Below are 24,123 nucleotides of genomic sequence, written 5' to 3'. Positions count from 1 at the left end.
CATCCAAATTGCGTGACCTTATTGATAAAAATAAATGAGTTAATCATTAGATACTTTTATTGAAAGGAGAAAGAATTATGTTTCTAATAGCATATTTGCCTATTTTTCTGTACTTATTATTAGAATTTTATAGAAGTTCACCTGTTAAAGAAGAAAAACAAAATCGTGGTTCTAGTTTTTTTATCGGAGTAGTTTTAGCCTTGATGTTAACCATTCCAGAGATTATGTATTTCTTTACAATAAATAAGGTTAATTCATTTCTGTTTTTTGGTGTTATTGTCGAGCTAATTGGTGTATGGATTAGATTTTCTTCAATGAAAACATTCGGGCGATTTTACAGTAGGAACGTCGGAATGCAGGGGGAACATAAGTTAATTCAAGGCGGTCTGTATAAATATATTCGCCATCCTGGTTATTTAGGTTCTTTTCTGACCTTTTTAGGGTTTGCTATATCTTCATCTTCGTTCATTGCCATTATCATAAATATCTTTTTATTTTTCCTTGCGTATTCGTATCGTATAAAAATTGAAGAGAGAACTCTTGTTACACTATTTGGTGAAAAATATAAACAATATCAGTCCAAGGATTGGATAATCATTCCATTTATATACTAGAAATTATAGGAGAAAATTCAAGATTAGTTACTAAAGTCATTTTGCCTTATTCAGCTAACGGGTGCGTTAGTTCCAGAAAAAATAAGCTGATTCATATCTGTTGTTCTAATTTTCGTTATTCCACTAAGGGACCATTTAATTGAATCAATCTAACCATTTCTAGAGGAAACGGTTAGATTGATCAGAGAAAGTTTATTCACTCGTATTTCTTTAAAATAATAGCTGCATTATGACCTCCGAAACCAAATGAGTTAGATAGACCCGTATTTATTTTCACTTGGCGAGCAACAGATGGTACATAATCTAGATCACATAATGGATCAGGATTTTCTAAGTTAATTGTTGGAGGAACTATCCCTTCCTTTAAGCTCATTGCTAAAGCAATTGCTTCAACTCCACCAGCTGCTCCTAACATGTGACCAAGCATAGATTTATTAGCTGTTACTGGAATCTGATAAGCTTGTTTTCCAAACAGTTGCTTAATAGCCATCGTTTCAGAGATGTCCCCCACTTTTGTACTTGTTGCATGGGCACTAATAACATCAATTTCTTCAGGCGATATATTGGCATTTTTTACAGCTGATTTCATTGCAAGATAGGCACCTTTACCTTCCGGATGTGTAGCTACGATATGGTGTGCATCTGAACTTGCACCATATCCAATGACCTCTGCATAAATCTTTGCCTCTCTACGTAAAGCATGAGATAAAGATTCTAAGATTAGAATTCCAGCTCCTTCTGACATGACAAATCCATCTCGATTTTCATCAAATGGACGACTAGCTTTAGTGGGATCATCGTTTCTTGTTGATAATGCTGTAGCATTACCAAAGCTTGCTATTGATAAGTCTGTTATAGCTGCCTCTGTTCCACCCGCAAACACAACGTCAACTTCTCCAGAACGAATTAGTCTAAAGGCTTCTCCGATAGCTGTATTTCCAATTGCACAAGCAGAAACAGGCGACATAGAAGGTCCCATCGCGTTCCACTTGATACTAATTTGTGCTGCAGCAGCATTAGAAATCATGGCAGGTACTAGGGTCGGGCTGACTCTTCTTGGCCCCTTCTGCCTAAGCGCATCAATATTTTCAATTAAGGTTTCAATTCCCCCTATACCTGAACCTACGTATACGCCTAACCTTTCTACATCTATACGATCAAGGTCTAACTCAGAATCTGTCCAAGCTTGTTCAGCTGCAGCCAAAGCAAATTGAGAAAAGCGAGCTAAACGTCTTGCTTCGTTTTTTCCTAAAACTTTATCTGCATCAAAATCTTGGACGATACCTGCAATTTTTGTCTTATGATTAGTAATATCAAATGTATCAATAGTGGATATACCAGATTCCCCGTTAATCAGATTGTTCCAAAATGTTTTGATGTTGTTTCCTATAGGAGACACTACCCCCATACCGGTAATCACAACTCTTTCCATTTTTCATCCCTCCAAATCAATAATTTACTTGTATTTTACATTTCTTTTATCCTATTACAAGGGATAGTTTATCCTGGTATAATTACTACTAGGTTAAATGGATAAGATAAGGAGTTTAAAAATGAATAATAAAACTAGGCTTGAAGCTCTGTCGACATTCTTAAAAGCTAAGCGTGCCCAAATTAAGCCAGAGTCTATTGGTTTGCCTGCCGGAATCCGGAGAAGGACACCTGGGTTACGAAGAGAAGAAGTTGCACAATTAGCAGGTGTAAGTACCACTTGGTATACATGGCTAGAGCAAGGAAGAGATATAAAAGTTTCTTCAATCGTACTTGATTGTATTTCTACAGCTCTCCAATTAAATAATGATGAAAGAGACTACTTATATGACCTGGCATTAGAGGCAAAACCAGAAATTACCCATCAAAAAAAGGATCAATCAGAGCTTAGCCCTTCTTTAAAGCGAATACTAGCTGAATTAATATATTGTCCGACTATCATTACGGATCGACATTGCCATATTGTGGGCTGGAATGCTGCAGCTGCTCATGTTTTTTTAGATTTTGAACAAATACCGAATGATCAAAGAAATTTGATTCGTTTAGTGTTCACTAGAAAGGAATTAAAAGCATTGGCCGTCAATTGGGAACATTTTGCGAAAGGTTTTCTTGCTATTTTCCGTACCTATTATGGACACTATTTAGGCGATGAATGGTACAACCAATTTATTAAAGAAATGGGTCATTCACATTCAGAATTCCAAGATTTATGGCAAGAAAGTCAAGTGAGTAAGGCTCCAGAAGTGGTAATTGAATTTAGACATGCTAAAGCAGGCAAAATGTTGTTTAATTTAACTTCTCTTCAAGTTCAAGGTGATATGGATTTACGGTGCAGTATCTATACACCAGTAGAGGAAACAGATACAGAAAATAAGCTAAAGCGATTAATGAAGAAGGTTTCCGTTGGAAGTTAATAAAGTAATTTCATTACACTAGCGAAATGATACTGATTACTGAACGTAGTTAGTATTCCTTATGGGAAAAAGAGTTAACTTTACTGGTGCCCTCTTGTTCCACGGGCGGATGGCGTTAGTTGAAGAAAAATAAGCTAATTTGCATTCGTGTTTCTATTTTCGTTATTCCATTATAGGGCACGATTGTTGAACAACATAGGTAGAAATGATCAAACTTTTTTATAAAAACCAAACTTAAATCCGCTGGAGAAGAATCCATTTTGATCAATCTTTTTCAAAAAGGATAGTTTCCATCGATATATTGGTACCGAAGATAAAATTACTATGAATTTCAAATTTACCTAAGCAGAATTTCAAATACTGCTTAGGTAAATTTGAAATTCTATTTTTCTATCATGAAATGCAGTGCGGTGAAGGTTATACCATTTTCTTATAAGGTAAAGGTACCGCGGAATAACAAAGAGGCATGCCTTTTAGAAAAGGGCTGAACATGAAGCCAGTTACCTTTACAGAGGCAGTAGCATTGTATGAGAAGATGATTAGAAATCAAATGAAGAAGCTTTGTATTTACCGAGATTATGAAGAGTATTACCAATGCGGGCTTATTGCGCTTTGGCGGGCGTATGACAAATATGATGAAGAGAAGGGAAGTTTTCCAGCATATGCGCTTGTAACAGTGCGTGGTTATTTGCTAGAACGGTTAAAGAAGGAGCGCCGTTTTCAAGACCGGGAAACTTGCACGGAGCACAATATATTAGAAAATATAGGCGGTGAAGAGAAGCAAACGGAAGTGCTTGAATATATGAGTATGCTAGGGGCGAAAGAAAGATTTGTTTTGGTGGAACATTTCTACGGAGGAAAGAAGATGCATGAGATTGCAACTGAGCTGGGCATGACTTATCATCAAGCACGCTGGATATATCGGCAAGCGCTGAAAAAAATACGAGCGCATGCGGCAAAAGAATAAAATAAAAAGGAGGCAACATATGAGGTTGTCTCCTTTTTGTATATGTCCCGACTTTTGTCATCGTGTTTATCTCGCTACTCGTGGGCAGTAAGATATACTCATTACCATCAATGGAGAGGGGAGAAAGTTTCTACTGATGAAAATTTCATTTTATCTAGAAGGTTGAGCTTCGCTAAAATATGACCAGCTTTTATCCATTGAAGTTCCATTTGGCGGAAACTGATCGAGAACGTTTGTGTCGTGCCGTTACGGAAATAGACGTTTGTTTGCTGAAGCTCATGACGTTCAAGTTTTTCAATATGAGCGTAGAATAACCAGGAGCATGACCAAGATGAAGGTGATCTTGTAGGAATAGCGCAAATATAGTGCTGATGATCGATAGGGATTGGAATGTTCTGCTTAAATCGACAACAGTTTCGAATGGCTAATCGTTTTCCTTCATAAGTAGAGTAGTTTCTCATAAGACAACTTTCTTGAATGAGCTGTAGTGGTGTTTTTGCCGAGAAGAAGTTTCCTCGTGTGTCCAAAATTTTTGTCTGATAAAATGGATGAGCATATGGTTCCAGTGCCATTGTATGTGCTGAAATTTCATACCGATCAACTAATTCCAATGTGAATGCCTCCTCATATATCGTTATAATGGATTGTATTTCCAATTATAAAACTAAAATATAAAGATTAATTAAAATATTTGTAAATTTATGTTAAATATTGGATTGTAAATTTCTTTATCCCGCTATTTGTGGACAGTAAGCCTCTCGCTGATGGAAGTCTCACTTTCTAGCATTCAGGTTGTCTAATTTGCAATGAAATCTCATATAAATGAAAATAGAAGAGATAGGCGGTGAAGAAATATGAAATGGAAATATGTGTTTCTCGCTTTGGCTCTAGTGCTTCTCGTATATTTAGCTAATAGTAATCCGAATAAAGGAGAATATACGGACTGGGCAGCGAAGCAGCTTATGAGGCGCAATGATATTCATAAGAAATTGACGGAAGTAGAGAAAGAAAATGGAGAAGGGCTTTTTGGTGAGCTAGCTACACTTGGAAAGAAACTTGCGAAGAAATATGTAGAGCCGCAAGTTGGTTTACTCATCGATCATTATACGAAGCGTAATGACTATATTTTCTTTTCGACATATACAACAGAATTTACGCTAGGGAAAGAAAACTATAAATACGTTTCAGTTGGTATTTCCCATATCTTTATACCCATTGAAATGCCAAAAAAGAAAGAGGAGTCCGCAGTTCAGCGGTAACTCCTCTTTCTTTTTAACTATGCGTTGATCTTTACTTCAGAAATAGTCTTTTCGACAAGCCTTGCTCCTTTTTTACGAGCAGATTGGTCAAGCGTGAGGAAGATATTAGAGGATACAATTGTATCCATGATACTATTTACGGTTTGCTCGTTTACAGGTGTAAGTGGATTCTCAATAGAAAAGGTTACCGTTTTACCGTCTTCTTTTAAGAAAATGAGTTCTAGTACTTCCATCTGTTATAACCTCCTTTTGTTATCCGGCTATTTGCGGGCAATAAAAGCTGGAGATGAGCGGGGAAGCAAACTGCCCGTAAAAGCCTGATTGGTTTAACTAACAACCTTCCGGGGAAAAAACGCTCTCAGAAGGAAGTTTCACTTTATTGGTTGGATACGTCAGTTGTGCTGACAAGCTGAACTGCATCAAGCTTATGCTGCTGTAAAGATGCAATTGCAGCTGCGACTTCGTGCACCTTGTTTAAGTCTGCATTTGTTTTTACATTTTTAAATTGTTTGTTTTTCATGATGGCTTTACCGTTTTTGTCTGTGCCGCCGTTTAGGACAAGGCGTAAGCTCATATCAGATACAATTGTTTGAATCGCCATGTTTATCACCTCCTTTTCGTCTTATATATAGGAGGTAAGGTCACATTTTTGGCGTGAAATTTTTTCTATTTTTTGGTACGCTTAAAATAAAGTGAAACTTCCATCAGTGGAGGTCTTACTGTCCGCGAATAGCGGGACAAATAGGACAAGGAGTTTCAAATATGAATCGTAAGTGGTTATTCTGGATTCCCGTTTTATTATGGATGGGAGTTATTTTTTATTCTTCTTCTCAGCCGTATAAGAAGCAAGATATGCGTTCGGATATCACAAAACATGTGAATGTAGATTTTGTAAAAGAACATTTTTCATGGGTATCTATTGATTATGGAGGCGGTACACCTGTTAGCATTGTCAACAAAGGGGTAGGCGGTTTTATCGAATTTTTTATTCGTAAAGGTGCTCATTTTACTGTGTTTGGTATTCTTGGTGCGCTGTCGTATATTGCTTTATTGCAGTGTGGTTTCAAGCGAAAGCAAGCTTTCTTGTTGGCGCTGCTTCTCGTCGCTTCCTATGCGAGCATGGATGAAATTCATCAATACTTTACAGGTGACCGTACACCGATGTGGCAGGATTCTATATTAGATACGTGCGGTGGTTTCACGGGGATTGCAATAAGCAGTCTGTTCTTGAAAAGAAAAAGGAGCTGAAATAGCTCCTTTTTTTAATATATCGACCGCAACTTAGAATATGTCGGCGCTTCGACAACAGGCGAAACAACTCCTTATACTCCCAATAGTTCTTTCAGCTCGTCTGTTGATAGCTCTGTAATCCAATTTTCGCTTGTAATGATTGCATTATTAAGCGATTGTTTCCGCTCTAGCATTTCGTCAATTTTTTCCTCAAGTGTTCCTGTTGTAATGAGCTTATGCACATGAACAAACCGCTTTTGACCGATTCGATAAGCACGGTCTGTTGCTTGGTTTTCAACGGCAGGGTTCCACCAGCGGTCATAATGAATAACATGGTTGGCTGCGGTTAAGTTCAGACCCGTTCCTCCTGCTTTTAAAGAAAGAAGGAAAATGCCGTGTTGCCCGTTTTGGAACTGCTCAATCATTTTATCGCGTTCTTTCTTTGGTACACTGCCGTTTAAGAAGATGACGCGTTCTCCAAAATGTTCTTGTAACAATGTTTGTAGCATATTTCCCATTCGAATATATTGCGTGAAAATTAAACAGCTTTCATGCTGGTCGCGTATGTTTTCCACGAGTTGTAATAATGTTTCTGTTTTCATAGAACGCTCAATTAAGTTTGCTGGCGTGTCTTCTTTTAAATAGAGAGCCGGATGATTACAAATTTGTTTGAGTTTATTTAACATGAGCAAAATAAACCCGCGGCGCTCAATACCGGTTAATCCTTCTACGTTCTTTAATGTATCTTGAACGAGTTGTTCATAGAGTGATGCTTGCTCTGCCGTTAACGGGCAGTACGCTTTTTGCTCCTGTTTATCCGGTAAGTTCAAGGCAACTGCCTTATCTTGCTTCGTGCGGCGCAGTAAGAATGGCGCAATTAAACGCTGCACTTGCTGAATCTTCATCTCATCGCGATCTTTTTCAATTGGTGTCACGAAGCGGCGCTGAAACTGCGGCAAGCTGCCAAGATAGCCGTGGTTCAGAAAATCAAAAATAGACCATAGCTCTGATAAACGGTTTTCCATCGGTGTTCCTGTTAACGCGATTTTATGATTTGCTCGTAAATTCCGAACCGCACGCGATTGTTTTGTGTGCGGGTTTTTAATATTTTGCGCTTCGTCAAGAATAATCGCATCCCATAGCTGTGTGTTTAGTTCTTCTTCATCAAGCTGTGCAAGCGCATAGGATGTAAGAATCACATCGGCATCTTGCAGGAAAGCAGGCAAGTCTTCTCCTTTTGCTCGGTTGCCGCCGTAATGGAGCTTCACTTGTAAGCTCGGTGCAAAGCGCTCGAATTCTTTTTGCCAGTTACCAAGGACTGATGTAGGTGCCACAATAAGCGCAGGGCCTGTTTTTAGGTTGTTTTCTTTTGTGTATAGTAAGTAGGTAATGGTTTGGATACTTTTGCCGAGCCCCATATCATCGGCTAGCAGCGCACCGAATCCGAGTTCTCGTAAGTAGAGGAGCCACTCGACACCTTGCTGCTGGTATGGTCTTAATGTTGCTTGTAAGGAAGCCGGCACATTGGTAGAGGGAATCTCTCCGATGTGTAGCAATCTTTCAAACAGTTTGTCGTAATAATCATCGAATTCAAATTCCATATCTGCAAATGGGTTTTCTTCTTCGATTACTTCTGTGTCTGCACTTCGAAGTAGCCGCTGCTGCACGACATCTTTCATTTCAAGGCCGTACTTGTCTGCTTTCTTCATCAGCTTCTTCACTTCTTCGATAAATGCTGGATCAAGTCTCATCCATTGCCCGTTTATATGAATAAGACGTCTGTTTTGTTCAATGAGCGCAAGAAAATCGGCCTCTGATAGATTGATGCCATTTGTGGAAATGCGCCAGTCAAAATCTACGAGCGTATTCATTCCAAAGAATGCCTGACCTGTATTCGCATTATGTTTCACTTGGATACGCAGCTTTGGTTTATTTGCTTTTAAGTTTTGCCACCATGATGGCAGTAAAATATCAACGCCAGCTGCCAATAACTCATTGCTGGCTTCTGTTAAAAAGCGCCATGCTTCCGTTTCGTATAGCTCACTCCGAAATACATCTTCTTCCATTAGCCAAGGTACGAGTTTACCGAAACCTTCTTGCGTTTCGATAATACGTTCTTCATGGTTTATCCACCTTTTTGGCAGCGAATTGGTGCCTGTATATACGGATATTCGCTGCGTCCCGCGTTTTGGTGTTAGTATCGTTTCAAGCTTCCACATTTCAAAATCATTCTCTGGTTCTTGTAATCGGATCCCAATTGCAAATGGTAGATCATCCTCAATATAGCCAATTTTACGCAGCCAATCGTTTTCATGAATAGCCGTTTCAAGTTGTCGTTTCGTAAAGTCATAATGCTCATACAGGCGCTTGGCATCCTCCCATGCATCGCCAGAACGAGTATGGTGCCGAAGTGTTTCATTAATTGCTTCCGAAAACAGCTTTTGCACCATTTCATCCATTTCTTCTTCATGAGCGGTCTTCCAGGATGGATATTGCCCCCAATGTTTTATGTCTGGAAGGAAGTTTCCTGTTGTATAAGCCTCCCAAGCCTGCTGAGCAAATGGTGTGAGTTCGGTAACGCTTGCGCTAGTTTGCAGCTTCGTAAATGAATTTACCGGCCTTTTGGCGATATATTCAAATGCCTGGGCAGCGCTCAAAATGATACCGCTTCGCTGTTCATATGTTCCTTCTTGCAAAAATGTTCCGTAGAAAGAAGTGGAGTGCCATGTGAATGCATGTTGTTTCCAACTGCTTAGAGGCAAGCTGCTTCCTGTTTCATCTTCTGCCCAAAGAAACCAGTTTTCTTTCATTCGTTCGAGCCGAATGGTAATGTCAATTTGTGTCGTCATGGATCAACTTTCCTTTCCGCAGTTCTTCTTGCAATGCCCGTAGCCGTGAGTGAGAGGAGGCGATCATTATAATGAAGTAATCCCATTCGTCTGTTCTTTTGAGTCTTTTGTAAAGTGTTCTCAATTTTTTTAAGTAGCGAATCGCTTTGCGATATGATTTTCGATTCTTTTCTTCAATGGCTTGCATTGCAGCGTAATGATAGAGCGGAAGAGCAGCTTCTGGCGCTTCTTTTTCAATTTCTTTTAACGGTTCTTTTAACAATTCAATTGCTTCAAATCCATATAGTAAATGAAGCTCTGTCCATGTGTGATACTGTTTTTTAGCAAGCACATATTGCTCGTAGCTTACGAGACTATACGGCAATAATTCTTGAAGAATCATTTCATAGCCAGCTTGTTCGTTCGTATGCGTGGCATATGTTTCATACATCATCATAAATAAACGGACAACATCTTTCACAAAGTATGAATCGTGTTCGGTAGTTATCGTTTCTTTTACTCGCTTATAAGTGAATGATAGCCACTGTTCTGCCCGTTCCCATTGCATGGAACTTAATAAATCTTCAAGCCAGTCGAAGTAAAGTCCAACAACTTGCGGCGGCTGTGTTCTTAGTACATCCATTGCTTCTGCATCTTTTTGTTGTAGAAAGAGAAGGTGAGCGGATGCAAGTGTTTTTGATAAGGGATGAATTTTTGTATCAATCCGCTCTTGTTCCTCTTGTATTCTATCTTGTTCTGCGAACAGCTCTCCCCATATGTGACGATAAATAAAGAATCGCTCCTGTGTATAGGAAGGGGACGAAAAGAAAATGGTATGTAACATTTCCGCTGTGCTATGCAAAAGCGGCTTAAGCGCATCTGGGAGCGGTTCAGTTTTCAAATCCCGTACAATGCTTTCGATTTTATCAACAAAGAGCCTTACAATATTGATGGGTTGATGATAGGAATAGAGTTTATCCTCTTCAAATACTTGTATTTCCTCAAGCAGCTTTTGGAAAGAAAAGAGCGCTGCATTAAGTTTAAATAGTTCGTGAACCGCAACAATGCGCGGTGCTTTTCGTTCAATTTTCACATAAAACTCTGCAAAAATGTTCATCAGAAAATACATTTGTTTGTATGATAGGCGCTTATGTTCTTTTGCGAAAGTATCGTACTCGGATTCAAAATAAGCAAGCCAGCTTTGATCATCTGTATCTTTAAAATCTGTCGTTTGCAACATTTGCCGTGCTGTGCGAATAGGCGGGAGAGTAGGTTTACTTTTATTTTTAAATAAAGTTAGAATGTCCCCCACTTGCCCAAAGCTTGCGGCCGCATAGAGTAATACAGCGAGCATATGTTTACATTGTGTCGGTGAAAAGCAATCGCAATAACTGTCCGACACGTTTCGAATAGGAATGTTTACACTATAAATATCCCCATCGGTTTCGACTGTCCCCGATAATGTGTATCCATCAAAATCAACGTTATACACGAGGCCGCTACGGTAGAGCTGAAGCGCATTTGATACTTGTTCTTTATCAGATGCTTGCTGTGGGTCCAGTCCTTTCAAAAATTCATTGGCGATTTCCATGATCTCATCTTTCGTAATTGAATGTTGCAGCATAACGTTCCTCCGCGCAAAAGATTTCCTTCTTATACATTATAAACACAATGAGTATAAAAGTAGAAAAAATCAAGTTTTATATCAAATATATTTGAAAATTATGGTAAATTTATCGTTCTTCAAGCGCAAATAATACGCTAAAGAGTGAGCAAATATCAGGAACAACACAAAATTAACAGAAAAAGGACTACCTCTTTTACGAGGTAGTCCTTTGTTGTAGTACGCTTTGTACATAAGGATCTTGCAAAATTTTTTCGATTAAAGGGATGGTTTTATTTTTGAAGTGGTGGCCAGTATCAATTGGAAATGGCTTTTGTCCGCCAGGTTTGATGCCATATTGCATAATTTTATACTGCAAGTCCTCACCTTGTTGTAATACGATGAGTCTATAACGGTTATCGTCATGCTCTAATGAAAAATCAATTGCAGTCGCATCGTATGTGAAAGTGTCTTTATATATATACGGAGTTGGCGTGCCAATCCAGTCAACTTTTGCGTTTATATTCATACAAGTGCCTCCTTTTCTTCTATCCCGCTATTTACGGGCAATAATACCCCCGCTGATCTATTATAAGGAAAATAAAAGCCAGCTCTCAACTAATGAGAGCTGGCTTTGTCTTTTTTATAGCAATAGCAGTTAGTCTAAAATTTTCACTTTTACAGATTTGCGTCCCCATTTGTTTGCAGCTGAATCAGAGCCGACTAGGACGTCGATACGGTGTCCTTTAATTGCACCGCCAGTATCACCAGCAATTGCTTCTCCGTATCCTTCTACCCAGATCTTTGATCCAAGTGGAATTACTTTCGGGTCAACAGCAACCATTTTCATGTTTGGATTTGCTGTTAGGTCATGACCCATTGCAGTTAATACATGGCCGCCATGTGTGCCGCCATTTTCGCTTGGATCAGCTGTGTAAGCAGTTGCTTCAACTGTTAGTTCACGGCCGCTAGTAGGTGCAGCTTTTGTTTGTGTAGCAGTCTGCGTTGCTTGAGCTTGTGCTGCTTGTGCTTTTGCAGGAGCAGGTGCTTGTTCTTGTGCTGTCACAACAGGTGCAGTACCTGTTAAATAAGGAACATTCACATAAGCTGTTTTTCCGTTATATTCAAATTGTAACCAATCGTTTTGAACTTGATGTGTCGTTTCAATGACATCATCTTTCTTTAATGTCCCCAGAATTTCTGAGTTTGTGTTTGTATCAGAACGTACATTTAATACGTTTGCTGTTACATAATAGATGTTTTTCGTAAACTCGGAGCTTACGAATGCTTCCTTGCCATTTAGGTTCACTTTTAGCCAACCGTTTTCTGTATTTTTAACATCTAATGTATGACCATTTAATACTTTACCTACAACTTTTGATTCCATAGTTGGGTTCTCTCGTACGTTTAATACGTCAGCTGTAACAACTGTTTCTGCCTGTGCAGAAGAAGTGAAAATCCCAAGACCAAAAACTGCTGCTGTTGCTATACCAAGTAACTTTTTCATGAATAGCCTCCAATGCTTTTGTTTTCGTGTCCTCATTATAGCAACAGATTTTCAGAGGAAATGGGAAATCACACAATTACAAACCATTCGTAACACTTCATTAATACTTTGTAATATAAAAAACTACATGAAGAAACCGCTTTTTTATTGAGCTTTAAGGGATATTATTGCATGTTGCAGGATTTAGGAGAGGGGAGTAAATATGTTAAGAGAGTTAATCGTATTTCAGTATCATTACGATAGTGTTATGAAAGTATTACTTTCTTGGAGTATTTTATTAATTTATTTCCAAAATAGTTATTAAAACATAATAAATTTGAGATATTTTTCACAAATTATAGCTCTATTTTACGAAAAATCACCACATAATTGTTACAAACAGAAGAGGGTGTCATAGAACAAATTCGGTCTTTTGCATATCTGTAACATATCACAATGAATGAAATACGTATCCTATAGCCCCTATTTGTGGACAGTAAGACCTCTACCTCAAGATTCAGAGAAAGCATTGTCCAGTTCCAGTGGCTAGAATGTTCGGTGGCTTCACTTCTTCCTACGAGGTAAAAAACACCTCTACGTCAGAAGCTCCATCCCTCTCACATTTTGTACGAGCCACTTCCACGTTTCTTTGTTGTCCAGCTCTAGCGGAATCTCCGGTCGTTTCGTCCCCTCGGACGAGGCAAAAGGTGCCTCTCTATCAGGTGCGCGGGCGTCCTGCGATTCTGGGCAAGCCGCTTCCGCTTTTCTACAGAAGACAGGTGGGAGATAACTGTTGGCATGCGCCCGATTTGTTCAATTAACCTTCTGGGAAAAAAACGCTCCCAGAAGGAAGTTTTACTTTTAATGAAACAAGAGGGAAAAATGAACCCATCTAGTTAGGGGATTTTTTATTTTGTGTGATATTGACAAAAAATTGTCGAAAATGTGTTGTCACTTCTACTTGAATGTGTTATATTATTTCCTGTAAGCGATTTCAATTTAGGTTTTACGGCAACTAAGGGAGGACATCCAGAGTAATGAAACGTTACGAACGAAAGTGGAAGCATATTTGTTTAAAGCGTGCTACGCACAGAGCGGTACATGAGAACGAAGAGCGAAAGATAGAAAAAACTACAAAGGAACCAGAAAAGCAATTGGTTTCACAAAAGTAGAATCCACTTTTGTCGTATATATAGAAAGTGTTACGTTCGTTGGGGGATGGGCGTAAAGTAACTTTCAACTAAGGGGTATTAGTTCGATATATAAGTTTATGGCTAGAATAAGCGCAGAGCATACGGCAGCTCTGCGCTTATTTTTTTTCTTTATAATAGTAGAAATTCGTTTGAATCGTCGCTGGGCATGCTTCTCCGATTCTAAGCAAGCCGCTTCCGCTTTTTCATTTATCTTTTTTAAATCTCACTGTTTTGTCCCAGCCGATGATTTGTTTTTTGCTTTTTGCATGTAAATATAGGATGAGGCTTCGAATAAATAAGTATGTGAAGAGCTGGGCATATGTGAAATACATAATGACACTTATAAATATGTTTATGGGTGTGAATGTTTTTTCGACGCTTTGTGCACTGAATAGTTGAGATGTATATGTCACGTATGCGACATACCACATAAACAAGAGCGGAATCGTGTATTGGATATGAAAGATACCGAGTAAACCGATGATGAACCAAACGTTTGAAATGATGAGAAACAGCCAAAAGACGGCATAGACTAATACTTGCTGTAAGGAGTGGACAAGAAGTTTTCCTTTGAAGAAATCAAGGGAAGAGAGTATGTTCTCTAAAATATATAAATTCCCTTGTAGCCATCGTGTGCGCTGCTTGATCAGTACTTTCAAATGTTCTGGCTCTTGTTCCCATGTAATAGACTCAGGCACAATCGGTAAGAGATAACCTTTACGTGTAATTCGAAGTGTAAGTTCGGCATCTTCTGCAATTGCATAAGGATCATAGCCGCCGAGCTCTTCTAAAACAGAGCGCCGAAGAAGCATATTTGTCCCCGTTAAAGAACCTGTTCGGAATAAGAGCCAACGCCCGGATTGCATAAGCAGTTGGAAAACTTGAAACTCGAGTGAAATCATGCGGGTAAGCCAGTTACGTGTTTCATTCACTGTTCGTACATGCCCGACTGCTCCGACGGCATCTTCGACTGTTTCTGCATGTTCCACAAGCATGCGAAGGGCATGAGGTTCCGGCTGGTTATCTGCATCGTACACGCAGAAGTATTCACTATCTGAAATGCTTAATCCGTAGTTTAGAACGCGTGATTTCCCTTTCGGTTCTCCAGGCGGAACACGAATATGCCGAATATGTGTATAAGCTTGCTCAAAGCTATCGCCAATTTCTCCTGTTTCATCATGTGAGTTATCATTTAATAAGTAAATCGTTAGTTTACCTGGATATTCAATGTTTGCCATTGCTTCTAACGTATCTTTTATTACGACACCTTCATTATGGGCTGGAATTAAAATATCAACGCTAGGATAGTGTGAAAGTGTGCGGTCTTTTTTCTTCTGATTGCGATGAACTAATCCGGCAATGGTTAAGAAGGAATAATAAGCAAGTAAACCGGAAAATAAAAATGCTGTAAAAATAAGAACATATTTAATCGAAAAGACGATGCTAATCCAAAAAACAAGTATACAAAATAGAATAAATAAAATAAGGAGAATGAGCGCCATCATAGTGGAGGGAACTCCTGTTTTCCAATTTGTTCTTGTTTCATGTGAATTTGTTTGATTGCATCGTCGGTCAGCCACGCTTTCATCTTTTCTTGTAATCGGTTCATGACAATCTCTGCTCCTGCTGCATTTGTGTTTTGCAAGAGAATGACAAGTATTTCGCTATTATATTTCCCCACAAGATCAAAGTTATTGCGTACAGTTTCTAATAGAAGAGAGGCAACGCGATCCATCACGCTCCTGCGCGTATATTTACTGATAGATGAAAAGTCAAAGTAGATGATAACTCCTGTTTCATCTCGGCGCTTCATCGCAGCTTCAAGTAATATGCCGCGGTTTTCAAACTCTTGTCTTGTTAATAACTTTGTACCAGCTATATATTGTTCTAATTTTGTAAGTTGTTCTGTTAAGCGTTTATTTTCGTGAATAACTTGTTTGAATAAATAAGTTGAAATGTAAATAAAGAAGAAGTTAGAAGCTGCGAGAAAATGAAATACAATATAGCTGAGTTGTTCTGCTGTGGTCCATAAGTATAACCATGCTTCATTAAATAAATAGAAAACAGAAAGAATGGTTCCGATAATAAAGAGTACAAAAGCTTGTTTATCGGGAATAAATAGGAATAACAAATGAATAGCTACATACATAATTGTAAAGACAATGGCATATTTGTATTCGATTATCTGTACTGTAACGAAATAAAAAAGAACTTGTACAATCCATACGAATAATACTTTATGGGATGTACTTTTCATGGTAAACGCCCCCTAATGTAAATATCACAGGTTATTTGTAATATGTGTAATTAGAAGGAAGATGAGTCAAGCGATTTAATCACATTGTATGTCTGAAGTGTAAAGTTCGACTTTTCATTATGATGAAAAGTTTGTTATATGATGAGTGAGGGATAATGGGGAATTGTATATAAAAAAATCCCTCTTAAGTGAAAAACTTAAAAGGGATTTATATATATTAAAACATCATGCCTGCTACGGCAGCGTTTAAGAAGTTAGCTAATGTACCAGCAATTACTGCTTTAATTCCCAATTGTGCAATTTGTTGGCGGCGTGAAGGAGCAAGTGTACCTGTCACACCTAATTGAATTGCAATAGATGAGAAGTTTGCGAAGCCGCAAATTGCAAATGCTAAGATAATGTTTGTTTTTTCGGAAAGATCTCCCATATGCTTAGCTAAGTTTCCGTATGCAACGAATTCATTTACAGCAAGTTTTTGTCCGATATAACCAGCTGCTTGAATCGCTTCATGTGGTGGAACGCCAATTAATACAGCAAATGGAGAAAGAATGTAACCAAAAATTAAATCTAGACTTAGTTTGATGTGGAACCAAGAACCGACCCATCCTAGTAGGCCGTTTAATACAGCGATTAATGCGATAAATGCCATAAGCATTGCTGCAACGTTAATAACCAGCTGCATCCCTTCAGATGCACCGCGTGCTGCTGCATCAATAACGTTTGCATCTGTACGCTCTGTAGAAAGTTGTACATCGTTATTTACTTTTTCTGTTTCAGGCATCATTAATTTTGCAATTAATAAACTTGAAGGTGCAGCCATAATCGCAGCTGCAAGTAAGTGTTCAAGTGGAATTCCCATTGCCGCATAACCGACAAGAACGGAACCAGCAACAGACGTCATCCCACTTACCATAATAGCGAAGAATTCACTATTTGTTACGCGATCTAGATAAGGTTTAATTAAAATCGGTGCTTCCGATTGTCCTAAGAAAACAGTTGTAACAGCATTTAAGCTTTCTGTTTTTGAAGTTCCAAGAAGTTTGCTTAACCCGCCGCCAATAATCGTAATAAACCATTGCATGATACCAAAATAATATAATACGGCTACGAGTGCGCTAATAAATACAATTGGAAGTAATGCTTGAATAATAAAGACGAAGCCCCAAGGACCTTTCGGGTTTGCTAGATCGCCTACAACGAATTTAATTCCTTCGTATGAGAAATTAATAAGACTTTGTACGCCGTCGGCAGCATGTTTTAAACCAGCTTTTCCAGCATCCCATCTTAATACGATGAAGGAGAAAGTGATTTGAATAGCTAGCGCAATTAAAATTGTGCGCCATTTAATAGCTTTGCGGTTGGAAGACAGTAAAACTGCAATTACCAAAACTCCAAGCACGCCGCCAATTCCCCATAAAACATTCATGCTTGTAAAATCTCCTCTCTAAATTAACGAAACATTGCAAATAGTAGAATTGCTTGGTTTCTCTGAAAATATTATCTTATGTAACTTATCACACCAGACATCAGAGGTCAAACGTCTACGGAAAAGTCAGAATAGGAAAAAAATAAGTGTAGTAAACACATAAAAAGTGTAAAATGGATAATTTTGTCATGATGTTTCGTTCCATCCATAATGTGACATATGGAAGACGAATAAAGTTAGGATGATCACGAATGGAAGGCCTCATCAATCGGGCTTTTACGGGATAAGTTTACATAATAAAAAGAGCCTTCTAGTAATCTAGAAGGCTCTAAAACTATCAATTAATAAGGCTTAGAATATCCTAAGAAATGACTGCTCCAATATGAGTTGTTTAATGAAGCAACTTTAACACCATTGTCACCGGCTTGAATAAATGTGCCGCCGCCAAGGTAAATACCCATATGGGATGGACCAGATTTATATGTATTTTGGAAATAAATCAAGTCACCTGGTTGTGGGCTAGATGTATGTTGGAAGCTGCTCCAATATCCAGCTACACTTTGACGACCAATTGAATAACCGAATTTCTTATAAACGTGATAAATATAACCACTGCAGTCAACGCCGCTTGCAGAAGTACCGCCCCATACGTATGGAACACCTTCCATTGATTTTGCGTATGAAAGTAGTGAAGACATATCACCAGAGTTATTGCTTGTATTGTTGTTATTGCTATTGTTTCCATTATTCGGTTTTTCAGCTGGCTTATTTTCTTGTCCGCTGCTTACAGGTGTTTTAGATAAGTAGCGAGTGCCTACATATCCAGTACGACCATTATAGTTTATTTTGCTCCAGCCGTATTCGTCTGCAAGTACTTGTACTTTTTGCCCTTGTGGTAAGGCTCCGATTACACCGTAGTTTGTGCCAGCACCGCCGCGTACATTGAGTGCGCTTGCATTAACGTAATATTCTCCGCTTCCTTGTGATGGAGTTTCGTTACTTGTTGCTGGCGGATTGGATGTAGAAGGATTAGATGGAGTAGTACCACCTTTTACAAATTTCACAAATTCGCTGCTAACATAACCTGTTGTTCCATTATGTTTGACTTTGAACCAACCATTTTCAGCGCCAATTACGTTTAATGTTTGTCCATTTAATACGCCGCCAATTACACTGTGGTATGTAGCAGGGCCTGTACGAACGCGTAAAGATGTCGTGTTTACAACGTAAGTACCACCAGTTTGAACTGTAACATTATTGTTGTTGTTATTTTGCTGTTGGTTATCCTGCGGCGCATCTGCAATAGAGCCGCCTTTTGTTACATAGTCTTTGCTAATGTAAGCTGTTTGTCCGCTGTAGTTAATTTTGAACCAATCTTGTACTTCGCCAGTGACTTGAACAACTTGTCCTTTATGTAGAGAACCTAACTGCGTATGTGATGTGCTAGGGCCTGTACGAACACGAAGGGAAGATACATTTACTGTATAGTTTCCACTTGCTGCTTGAACAGTTGTGTTATTGTCTGGTTTAGAAGTAGTACTAGTAGAGCCCGCATTTACAAACTCACCGCTAACGTAGCCGACTTTTCCATGGTGGTTAATTTTGTACCAGCCATTTTCTTGTCCAATTACGTTTAGTGTGTCTCCTTCGTGTACGCGAGACATGATTTCATAAGAAGTGCCAGGACCTGTACGAACGCGTAATACGTCTGCGTTTACTGTGTACTTTGTTGTGTTTTGTGATGTTGTTTGAGCTGTTTGAGCTGCAGGTTGTTGTGCGGTTTGTTCAGTAGCTGCCTGAACCGTATCCATTGTTGGTGCTGCTGCACCTGCTACAGACACTGCCGCAAGACCGGCAAGATATTTTTTCATAGTTTGTCGATTCCTTTCTGTCTGTATTTTAATGTGATGAAAAATTTACCAACTATAAAAATTCTAAAATGGTTGTCGATTGATGTCAATGCTTATGAAGAAATCCGAATATCATAAAAAAGGTTAACAAAAAAAAGAAAGATGCAAATATGCATCTTATTTTGGAATTATATCCATATATTTGAAGTTTTTTGAGAGATAATTATCCGTTTTTAAGACCAAAAGACGCTAGAAGTAGAAAAACTTTGCATAAATGTTTTTTGTAACAATTTTGTGATAGGCCCGACTTGTCCATTTTGAATAGCGGTTCCATCGAGATGTGTCAGCGGCATTACTTCAAAGGTTGTTCCCGTAAAGAAGCATTCATCTGCTTTGTATACATCATGAACACGAAACGATTCTTCCTGCAGGGGAATATGTAATGTATGGGCAAGCGATATAATATATTGCCGGACAATACCGTTTAGAATGAGATGGTTGGCAGGGTGTGTATATAGTGTTCCATTTTTCACAAGAAAGAAGTTAGAGTGGCTTCCTTCAGTAACGATGCCGTTACGAACGAGAAGAGCCTCTTTGCAGCCTTTTCGCTCAGCTTTTGTACTAGCTAATACATTTGGTATTAAATTCAGTGACTTAATATCGCAGCGCAGCCAGCGGACATCAGGCTCTGTTATCGCGCGAATTCCATATTCAATCCATAAAGCAGGGCGTTCTTTTTTACGAATGTATGCATAAATAGTTGGAGTTGCATCAAAGGAAAAGGTATGAACACGTGGCTGAACACCTCGTGAAATTTGGAGATAAATGATGCCGTCTTCTTGGAATTGATTTTTTGCTAGCAGTTCATATAGAGATGCGATAAGCTCAGCTTTTGAGAGAAAAAGGGTGAGCTCCATTTCTTCCATTGAGCGATATAGTCTTGTTATATGCGGATCTAATAAGTGCAAGGTCCCTTTATAAACACGAATGACTTCATATACGCCATCACCAAACTGTAGACCGCGCTCTTCTAAATCGATATGAGGTTGTTCGTTTGTTGTATCAAGCATTTTCCCATTCCATAATATAAAGCGTTCATATTTCATGTTTTCTCCGTCCTTCCCCAAGTATTGTCTGCACATACAAATTCGAAGGCTAGAAGAAAGAATCCTGCTTTGCATAAAAAAAACAACGTTCGATTACAGAACGTTGCAAAAGGAGGGTAGCTTGTATAATAAATAGGGACAAAGCTTACATGTTTTATTATAGAGATGTTTCATGAATTTTATGTAAAAGTTTAGTGAAGGTTGTGTAATAATTAGTCGCCATGGTGTATTTTGTAGAATTGATGTTACAACTAGAAAAAAGCCGCTGATTACTCAGCGGCCTTTTCTTTATTGTTTTCTTTAATGATTGTTTTAATTGTACCTGTCTTTACTTTGTTACCTTCATAGAAACGAAGTAAGTCACCTTCAATGATTTTATCAGACATCCGCAGCTCATTTTGTGCGCGATCAACCATTGCTTGTGCTTCAGCTTTTGGTACTTCTACAACTTCACCTGTCGTGCGGTTATAGAATGTATTATTTGTGTGAATGTATTGATCTGTAACGAAGCTTCCATCACGTAATACAACAAATGGTTTTCGCTCTGGTGCGAATAAGTCGTGACCGAAATGAATGTCGTTCGTTGTATCAACGCCTAATAAATGAAGGATTGTTGGTTTTACATCAATTTCACCAGCAGGTGCTGTAATTGTTTTTCCTTCTTTTTGACCAGGAACGTGAATGAAGAACGGTGTACGTTGTAAGTTCATTTGATCAAATGTTGTAATTTCTTGTTTTCCTAAGAATTGTGCCATTGCACGGTTATGGTTTTCAGAAATGCCGTAATGGTCACCATAGAATACAATAATAGAGTTATCGTAAATTCCCTCTGCTTTTAAACGTTCAATAAAGTGTTTTAACGCTTCATCTAAATAACGAGCTGTTACTACGTAACGGTCAAATACACCATCACCTGAGTTATATGGCTCAATTAATTTCGTTGCTTCATCATAGTCAAATGGATAGTGGTTTGTTAACGTAAGGAAACGTGTATAGAACGGTTGCTTAATATTTTTTAACATATCCACTGATTGATCAAAGTACTCAATATCTTTTAAACCCCAACCTAGTTTTGTTTCAGGGGTAATCTTATAATCTAATTCATTAAAGTAACGATCGTAACCAAGTGCTGGATACACCATGTTACGGTTCCAGAATGTTGCGTTGTTTGCATGGAATACAGCCGTGTAATAGCCTTGTTCATGCAAGATTTCTGGTGTTGCAACAAATTCATTATTACCATGCGTAAAGAATACAGCGCCGCGATCTAATGGGTATAAAGAGTTATCTACAAGAAACTCTGCATCAGATGTTTTACCTTGACCTGTTTGGTGATAGAAGTTTTCAAAGTAATAGCTTTCTTTCGCGAACTGGTTTAAGAATGGTGTTACTTCTTGTCCGTTTACTTTTGCACCAATTAAGAATTGCTGCATAGATTCAAGAGATACAACAATTACGTTTTTCCCTTTTGCTGAGCCGAACATATTTGGATCTGGCTTTTCTTGCACTGTTTTCACATAGTTCTCTGCTTCTTGCAGCTTACTGCCATCTGCAAATGCTTTTTGTGAACTTGATTTTGCTTGTAAGCCAAGGTCGTACACTTGATGTACGTATAAACCTAAGTTTTTGACAAGCATTACACGGTCAAATGAGCGTGTTAATAATTCAGGACGCTCCGCTTCAGCAAGTCCTAAGTTTGCAAAGAAAATAGCAATTGTTGATATGAAATATAGTGATCGCATTGGACGTGAAATACGCTCTGTTTTTGCATAGTCTTTCTTTTTCTTTAAAAGGACTGCGAAGAAGATAATATCAGCAAAAGCTACAACAATTTTGTAGTTAAATAGCTCTTTCACACTAGAGCCAAGACTACCGAAGTTTGACGTTTGTCCAAGTACAGGTAATGTTACAAAGTCGTTATAGAAACCGTAGAACATTACGTTACCAACAAGAACAATGGTAAGGACAATGTCAATTCCAAGTGCAATATAGTTTCGTTTTTTCCCTTTTACAAATAATGCAAGGCCCACTAAAAGTAATGATGAGGCTAATGGGCTAATAAATAAAATGAATTCTTGCATGAAAGATTCTAGTTTTAAGTCAAAGCTAGTACGTGTAATAATGTACGTTTTTAGCCACAGTGTGATAGCAACAAATAATGTAAATCGCACGTTTTGAAATTGTGATTTCAAAGATTCCTTCATCCATTTTCACCCTTTCTCTATCAGGCTTGGTCGATTTTCGAGAGAAACATGCTAAAATAAAAAATACATAGTTTTCTTTGCCATGGATAGAGTTTTTCTTTATACATCTATTTATGACTTAAACTATGCATACCCTTTTGTTTTCCTGCCATTTTGTATTGTTCCATAAGAACAAAGCCATTTTGTATTATACAACAAAATTTGGTTATTAGGAACATGCTCATTTCTTACATTTTTTGTATTTTTTTATTATAGCTGACAGTGAAAACTTTAACATTGGTTTATATGCTCGTCAACTAAAAAATATGACAAATAGGGGAAAGCGGATGTAGAAAAGGGGACTTTTTATATTGAGAAAAATTTAAAAACCAACACCGAACACTTGTTCTTTTTAGGTTTGTTTGTTATAATGAAAGTACATGATAAGTAACGTGGCCAAGCCGGAACCTACATTATATTGTATGTATGTGAAGTTTGCTTATGTTGTAAATAAATTCGGCATAATAGAAATAAAGTGAAACTTCTAGCAGTAGGGGGTCTTACAGCCCGTGAATAAAGGGATAAAAGAATAACGAGGGGAGATTTCGTCATGATGAAGGAGAAATTTTCAGTCGAAGCGTTTTGGAATAAAGTAAAACATGCAGCGATTAAGGCGGGACATTCAGTTATTTATGCTAGTTTGTTGCTGTTTTATGTATTGCAGAAACCAGGTGTTCCAAAGCCAGTGAAGCTTACGATTATTGGTGCTCTTGCGTATTTTATTTCACCAATTGATGTTATTCCGGATTTTGTAGCTGGTCTTGGTTATACAGATGACTTAGGCGCATTAACAGCTGCGCTCGTACAAACTGCTATGTATGTAGATGAAGAAGTGAAAGAACAAGCGCGTACAAAGCTGGGAGAATGGTTTGGTTCTGATGTGGATACGTCACTTATCGATCAAAAATTAGATTAATGTAGTGCGACGTCTATTGGTGTTTCTTCATTAAATGGGCAGTCGAACAAGTTAGGATCGAACGGAAGGAATTAGATATGCCATCAGGAAAAACACATACGAAGATAAACTTAGTTTCTCTTCCCGTTGTATTATTTATGCTCGGCTCTTACGGGTTAACGAATTTTGATTTTCTTCTTACGTTTACCATTGGATTTATTATTGGGACGTACTTTTTAACACCGGATCTGGATATTCATAGCTCTGCCTACCGCAAATGGGGCTTACTTCGCATCTTTTGGTATCCATATCAAGTTGTGATGCCGCACCGGTCACCGCTTACGCATACGATTATTATTGGTGATTTGATTCGTATTCTTTATATGTTGCTTGTTTTCTCACCGTTTTTATATATTTTAAATAAGACGGTACTAGAGGGGAAACTCATAGAGATTGCAAAGGCACATGAAGTGGCAATTGTTATGTTTGTACTGGGCGTTATTGCTGCTAGTGCATTACATATTATCGCGGACGTTGTGAATACAAGGCGTAAAAAAATGATGCACCGCAAACGAAGAAAAAGAAGATGATAAAAAAGTACTCGCAGCGTGCGAGTACTTTTTTTAGGGGTACCGTCACACATCCATCAACTTAAGAAATTGGTTGTTTCCCAAAACGAAAAAAGTGAGCTGAATTCTTATAAATAACTGTAGAAATATAAATTTTTCGTTTTGGGGATATTTCAAAATCTTAGCTTGATG

22 protein-coding genes are annotated in these 24,123 nt (G+C 38.3%); 8 read left to right on the top strand and 14 right to left on the bottom strand.

Annotation, left to right across the window (positions count from 1 at the left end):
• Positions 1-77: 77 nt before the first annotated feature.
• Positions 78-614 carry a methyltransferase family protein gene (locus tag AB1284_RS21525; RefSeq protein WP_429753062.1) on the top strand — a complete coding sequence of 179 codons (537 nt, stop codon included), beginning with the start codon at positions 78-80 and terminating at the stop codon, positions 612-614.
• 196 nt (positions 615-810) lie between these two features.
• On the opposite strand, the gene fabF is transcribed toward AB1284_RS21525, so the two are convergent.
• Positions 811-2,046 carry a beta-ketoacyl-ACP synthase II gene (fabF, locus tag AB1284_RS21520; RefSeq protein ID WP_429753063.1) on the bottom strand — a complete coding sequence of 412 codons (1,236 nt, stop codon included), beginning with the start codon at positions 2,044-2,046 and terminating at the stop codon, positions 811-813.
• 121 nt (positions 2,047-2,167) lie between these two features.
• Between fabF and AB1284_RS21515 the strand changes: the two genes are divergently transcribed.
• Positions 2,168-3,019, top strand: coding sequence for a helix-turn-helix transcriptional regulator (locus tag AB1284_RS21515; protein ID WP_429753064.1), 852 nt, complete (start codon positions 2,168-2,170; stop codon positions 3,017-3,019).
• Between the two features lie 490 nt (positions 3,020-3,509).
• Positions 3,510-3,986: a sigma-70 family RNA polymerase sigma factor gene (locus AB1284_RS21510; protein WP_429753065.1), complete on the top strand. Its 477-nt coding sequence runs from the start codon at positions 3,510-3,512 to the stop codon at positions 3,984-3,986.
• A gap of 107 nt (positions 3,987-4,093) precedes the next feature.
• Here the strand turns inward: AB1284_RS21510 and AB1284_RS21505 are convergent, their stop codons facing one another.
• Positions 4,094-4,597: a competence protein ComK gene (locus AB1284_RS21505; RefSeq protein WP_429753066.1), complete on the bottom strand. Its 504-nt coding sequence runs from the start codon at positions 4,595-4,597 to the stop codon at positions 4,094-4,096.
• 243 nt (positions 4,598-4,840) lie between these two features.
• On the opposite strand from AB1284_RS21505, the gene AB1284_RS21500 reads away from it, so the two are divergent.
• A complete protein-coding gene (locus AB1284_RS21500; RefSeq protein WP_429753067.1) occupies positions 4,841-5,245 on the top strand; it encodes a DUF4359 domain-containing protein in 405 nt (134 codons plus the stop codon).
• Positions 5,246-5,262: 17 nt separating this feature from the next.
• Here the strand turns inward: AB1284_RS21500 and AB1284_RS21495 are convergent, their stop codons facing one another.
• Both AB1284_RS21495 and AB1284_RS21490 read right to left on the bottom strand, forming a co-directional pair.
• Positions 5,263-5,478, bottom strand: coding sequence for a DUF2922 domain-containing protein (locus AB1284_RS21495; RefSeq protein ID WP_429753068.1), 216 nt, complete (start codon positions 5,476-5,478; stop codon positions 5,263-5,265).
• Between the two features lie 143 nt (positions 5,479-5,621).
• On the bottom strand, positions 5,622-5,846 hold the full coding sequence (locus AB1284_RS21490) for a DUF1659 domain-containing protein (RefSeq protein WP_336482235.1): 225 nt from the start codon (positions 5,844-5,846) through the stop codon (positions 5,622-5,624).
• Between the two features lie 161 nt (positions 5,847-6,007).
• Here AB1284_RS21490 and AB1284_RS21485 point away from each other — a divergent pair, with 161 nt between their 5' ends.
• Positions 6,008-6,493 carry a VanZ family protein gene (locus AB1284_RS21485; protein ID WP_429753069.1) on the top strand — a complete coding sequence of 162 codons (486 nt, stop codon included), beginning with the start codon at positions 6,008-6,010 and terminating at the stop codon, positions 6,491-6,493.
• Between the two features lie 74 nt (positions 6,494-6,567).
• Here the strand turns inward: AB1284_RS21485 and AB1284_RS21480 are convergent, their stop codons facing one another.
• The 4 genes from AB1284_RS21480 to AB1284_RS21465 form a co-directional block, all read right to left on the bottom strand.
• Positions 6,568-9,324: a DEAD/DEAH box helicase gene (locus AB1284_RS21480; protein WP_429753070.1), complete on the bottom strand. Its 2,757-nt coding sequence runs from the start codon at positions 9,322-9,324 to the stop codon at positions 6,568-6,570.
• Complete coding sequence (locus tag AB1284_RS21475) at positions 9,308-10,927, bottom strand: SWIM zinc finger family protein (protein WP_429753071.1); 1,620 nt, start codon at positions 10,925-10,927, stop codon at positions 9,308-9,310. The genes AB1284_RS21480 and AB1284_RS21475 overlap by 17 nt, the downstream gene beginning before the upstream one ends.
• Positions 10,928-11,123: 196 nt before the next feature.
• Positions 11,124-11,435, bottom strand: coding sequence for a DUF3910 family protein (locus tag AB1284_RS21470; RefSeq protein WP_429753072.1), 312 nt, complete (start codon positions 11,433-11,435; stop codon positions 11,124-11,126).
• A 129-nt stretch (positions 11,436-11,564) separates the two neighbouring features.
• Entirely contained in the window at positions 11,565-12,413 is an 849-nt protein-coding gene (locus tag AB1284_RS21465; protein WP_429753073.1) for an SH3 domain-containing protein, read from the bottom strand.
• A gap of 1,016 nt (positions 12,414-13,429) precedes the next feature.
• Between AB1284_RS21465 and AB1284_RS21460 the strand changes: the two genes are divergently transcribed.
• Positions 13,430-13,564, top strand: a complete 135-nt coding sequence (locus AB1284_RS21460; protein WP_429753074.1) for a hypothetical protein — start codon at positions 13,430-13,432, stop codon at positions 13,562-13,564.
• Positions 13,565-13,788: 224 nt separating this feature from the next.
• Here AB1284_RS21460 and AB1284_RS21455 read toward each other — a convergent pair whose 3' ends face one another.
• From AB1284_RS21455 to AB1284_RS21430, 6 genes are all read right to left on the bottom strand, one after another.
• Positions 13,789-15,090 (bottom strand): glycosyltransferase family 2 protein, encoded by a 1,302-nt coding sequence (locus tag AB1284_RS21455; RefSeq protein ID WP_429753075.1) that lies wholly within the window; start codon positions 15,088-15,090, stop codon positions 13,789-13,791.
• On the bottom strand, positions 15,087-15,842 hold the full coding sequence (locus tag AB1284_RS21450) for a GGDEF domain-containing protein (protein WP_429753076.1): 756 nt from the start codon (positions 15,840-15,842) through the stop codon (positions 15,087-15,089). Before AB1284_RS21450 ends, AB1284_RS21455 begins: the two co-directional genes overlap by 4 nt.
• A gap of 217 nt (positions 15,843-16,059) precedes the next feature.
• Positions 16,060-17,268: a NupC/NupG family nucleoside CNT transporter gene (locus AB1284_RS21445; RefSeq protein WP_429753077.1), complete on the bottom strand. Its 1,209-nt coding sequence runs from the start codon at positions 17,266-17,268 to the stop codon at positions 16,060-16,062.
• Positions 17,269-17,609: 341 nt separating this feature from the next.
• The gene (locus tag AB1284_RS21440; RefSeq protein ID WP_429753078.1) at positions 17,610-19,139 is read right to left on the bottom strand and encodes an SH3 domain-containing protein; all 1,530 of its coding nucleotides are present in this window, start codon (positions 19,137-19,139) and stop codon (positions 17,610-17,612) included.
• Between the two features lie 212 nt (positions 19,140-19,351).
• On the bottom strand, positions 19,352-20,224 hold the full coding sequence (locus AB1284_RS21435; protein ID WP_429753079.1) for a D-amino-acid transaminase: 873 nt from the start codon (positions 20,222-20,224) through the stop codon (positions 19,352-19,354).
• Positions 20,225-20,493: 269 nt separating this feature from the next.
• The gene (locus tag AB1284_RS21430) at positions 20,494-22,428 is read right to left on the bottom strand and encodes an LTA synthase family protein (protein WP_429753080.1); all 1,935 of its coding nucleotides are present in this window, start codon (positions 22,426-22,428) and stop codon (positions 20,494-20,496) included.
• Positions 22,429-23,020: 592 nt separating this feature from the next.
• Between AB1284_RS21430 and AB1284_RS21425 the strand changes: the two genes are divergently transcribed.
• Both AB1284_RS21425 and AB1284_RS21420 read left to right on the top strand, forming a co-directional pair.
• A complete protein-coding gene (locus AB1284_RS21425) occupies positions 23,021-23,383 on the top strand; it encodes a YkvA family protein (RefSeq protein ID WP_429754400.1) in 363 nt (120 codons plus the stop codon).
• 77 nt (positions 23,384-23,460) lie between these two features.
• Entirely contained in the window at positions 23,461-23,952 is a 492-nt protein-coding gene (locus AB1284_RS21420; RefSeq protein WP_429753081.1) for a metal-binding protein, read from the top strand.
• The last annotated feature ends 171 nt before the right edge of the window (positions 23,953-24,123 follow it).

It is taken from the genome of Bacillus sp. S2(2024) (assembly GCF_050474045.1).
Taxonomy (GTDB): Bacteria; Bacillota; Bacilli; order Bacillales; family Bacillaceae_G; genus Bacillus_A; species Bacillus_A yunxiaonensis.
The sequence above is the reverse complement of the archived record's forward strand: the minus strand, read 5'-3'. Positions and strand labels throughout refer to the sequence as shown.

What these genes read in the sequence shown, in the direction of transcription:
- fabF (WP_429753063.1), bottom strand. Translation starts at nt 2,046, where the DNA reads ATGGAAAGAGTTGTGATTACCGGTATGGGGGTAGTGTCTCCTATAGGA.
- AB1284_RS21525 (WP_429753062.1), top strand. Translation starts at nt 78, where the DNA reads ATGTTTCTAATAGCATATTTGCCTATTTTTCTGTACTTATTATTAGAA.
- AB1284_RS21440 (WP_429753078.1), bottom strand. Translation starts at nt 19,139, where the DNA reads ATGAAAAAATATCTTGCCGGTCTTGCGGCAGTGTCTGTAGCAGGTGCA.
- AB1284_RS21475 (WP_429753071.1), bottom strand. Translation starts at nt 10,927, where the DNA reads ATGCTGCAACATTCAATTACGAAAGATGAGATCATGGAAATCGCCAAT.
- AB1284_RS21455 (WP_429753075.1), bottom strand. Translation starts at nt 15,090, where the DNA reads ATGATGGCGCTCATTCTCCTTATTTTATTTATTCTATTTTGTATACTT.
- AB1284_RS21470 (WP_429753072.1), bottom strand. Translation starts at nt 11,435, where the DNA reads ATGAATATAAACGCAAAAGTTGACTGGATTGGCACGCCAACTCCGTAT.
- AB1284_RS21490 (WP_336482235.1), bottom strand. Translation starts at nt 5,846, where the DNA reads ATGGCGATTCAAACAATTGTATCTGATATGAGCTTACGCCTTGTCCTA.
- AB1284_RS21430 (WP_429753080.1), bottom strand. Translation starts at nt 22,428, where the DNA reads ATGAAGGAATCTTTGAAATCACAATTTCAAAACGTGCGATTTACATTA.
- AB1284_RS21510 (WP_429753065.1), top strand. Translation starts at nt 3,510, where the DNA reads ATGAAGCCAGTTACCTTTACAGAGGCAGTAGCATTGTATGAGAAGATG.
- AB1284_RS21480 (WP_429753070.1), bottom strand. Translation starts at nt 9,324, where the DNA reads ATGACGACACAAATTGACATTACCATTCGGCTCGAACGAATGAAAGAA.
- AB1284_RS21465 (WP_429753073.1), bottom strand. Translation starts at nt 12,413, where the DNA reads ATGAAAAAGTTACTTGGTATAGCAACAGCAGCAGTTTTTGGTCTTGGG.
- AB1284_RS21515 (WP_429753064.1), top strand. Translation starts at nt 2,168, where the DNA reads ATGAATAATAAAACTAGGCTTGAAGCTCTGTCGACATTCTTAAAAGCT.
- AB1284_RS21435 (WP_429753079.1), bottom strand. Translation starts at nt 20,224, where the DNA reads ATGAAATATGAACGCTTTATATTATGGAATGGGAAAATGCTTGATACA.
- AB1284_RS21485 (WP_429753069.1), top strand. Translation starts at nt 6,008, where the DNA reads ATGAATCGTAAGTGGTTATTCTGGATTCCCGTTTTATTATGGATGGGA.
- AB1284_RS21495 (WP_429753068.1), bottom strand. Translation starts at nt 5,478, where the DNA reads ATGGAAGTACTAGAACTCATTTTCTTAAAAGAAGACGGTAAAACGGTA.
- AB1284_RS21420 (WP_429753081.1), top strand. Translation starts at nt 23,461, where the DNA reads ATGCCATCAGGAAAAACACATACGAAGATAAACTTAGTTTCTCTTCCC.
- AB1284_RS21450 (WP_429753076.1), bottom strand. Translation starts at nt 15,842, where the DNA reads ATGAAAAGTACATCCCATAAAGTATTATTCGTATGGATTGTACAAGTT.
- AB1284_RS21425 (WP_429754400.1), top strand. Translation starts at nt 23,021, where the DNA reads ATGAAGGAGAAATTTTCAGTCGAAGCGTTTTGGAATAAAGTAAAACAT.
- AB1284_RS21445 (WP_429753077.1), bottom strand. Translation starts at nt 17,268, where the DNA reads ATGAATGTTTTATGGGGAATTGGCGGCGTGCTTGGAGTTTTGGTAATT.
- AB1284_RS21500 (WP_429753067.1), top strand. Translation starts at nt 4,841, where the DNA reads ATGAAATGGAAATATGTGTTTCTCGCTTTGGCTCTAGTGCTTCTCGTA.
- AB1284_RS21460 (WP_429753074.1), top strand. Translation starts at nt 13,430, where the DNA reads ATGAAACGTTACGAACGAAAGTGGAAGCATATTTGTTTAAAGCGTGCT.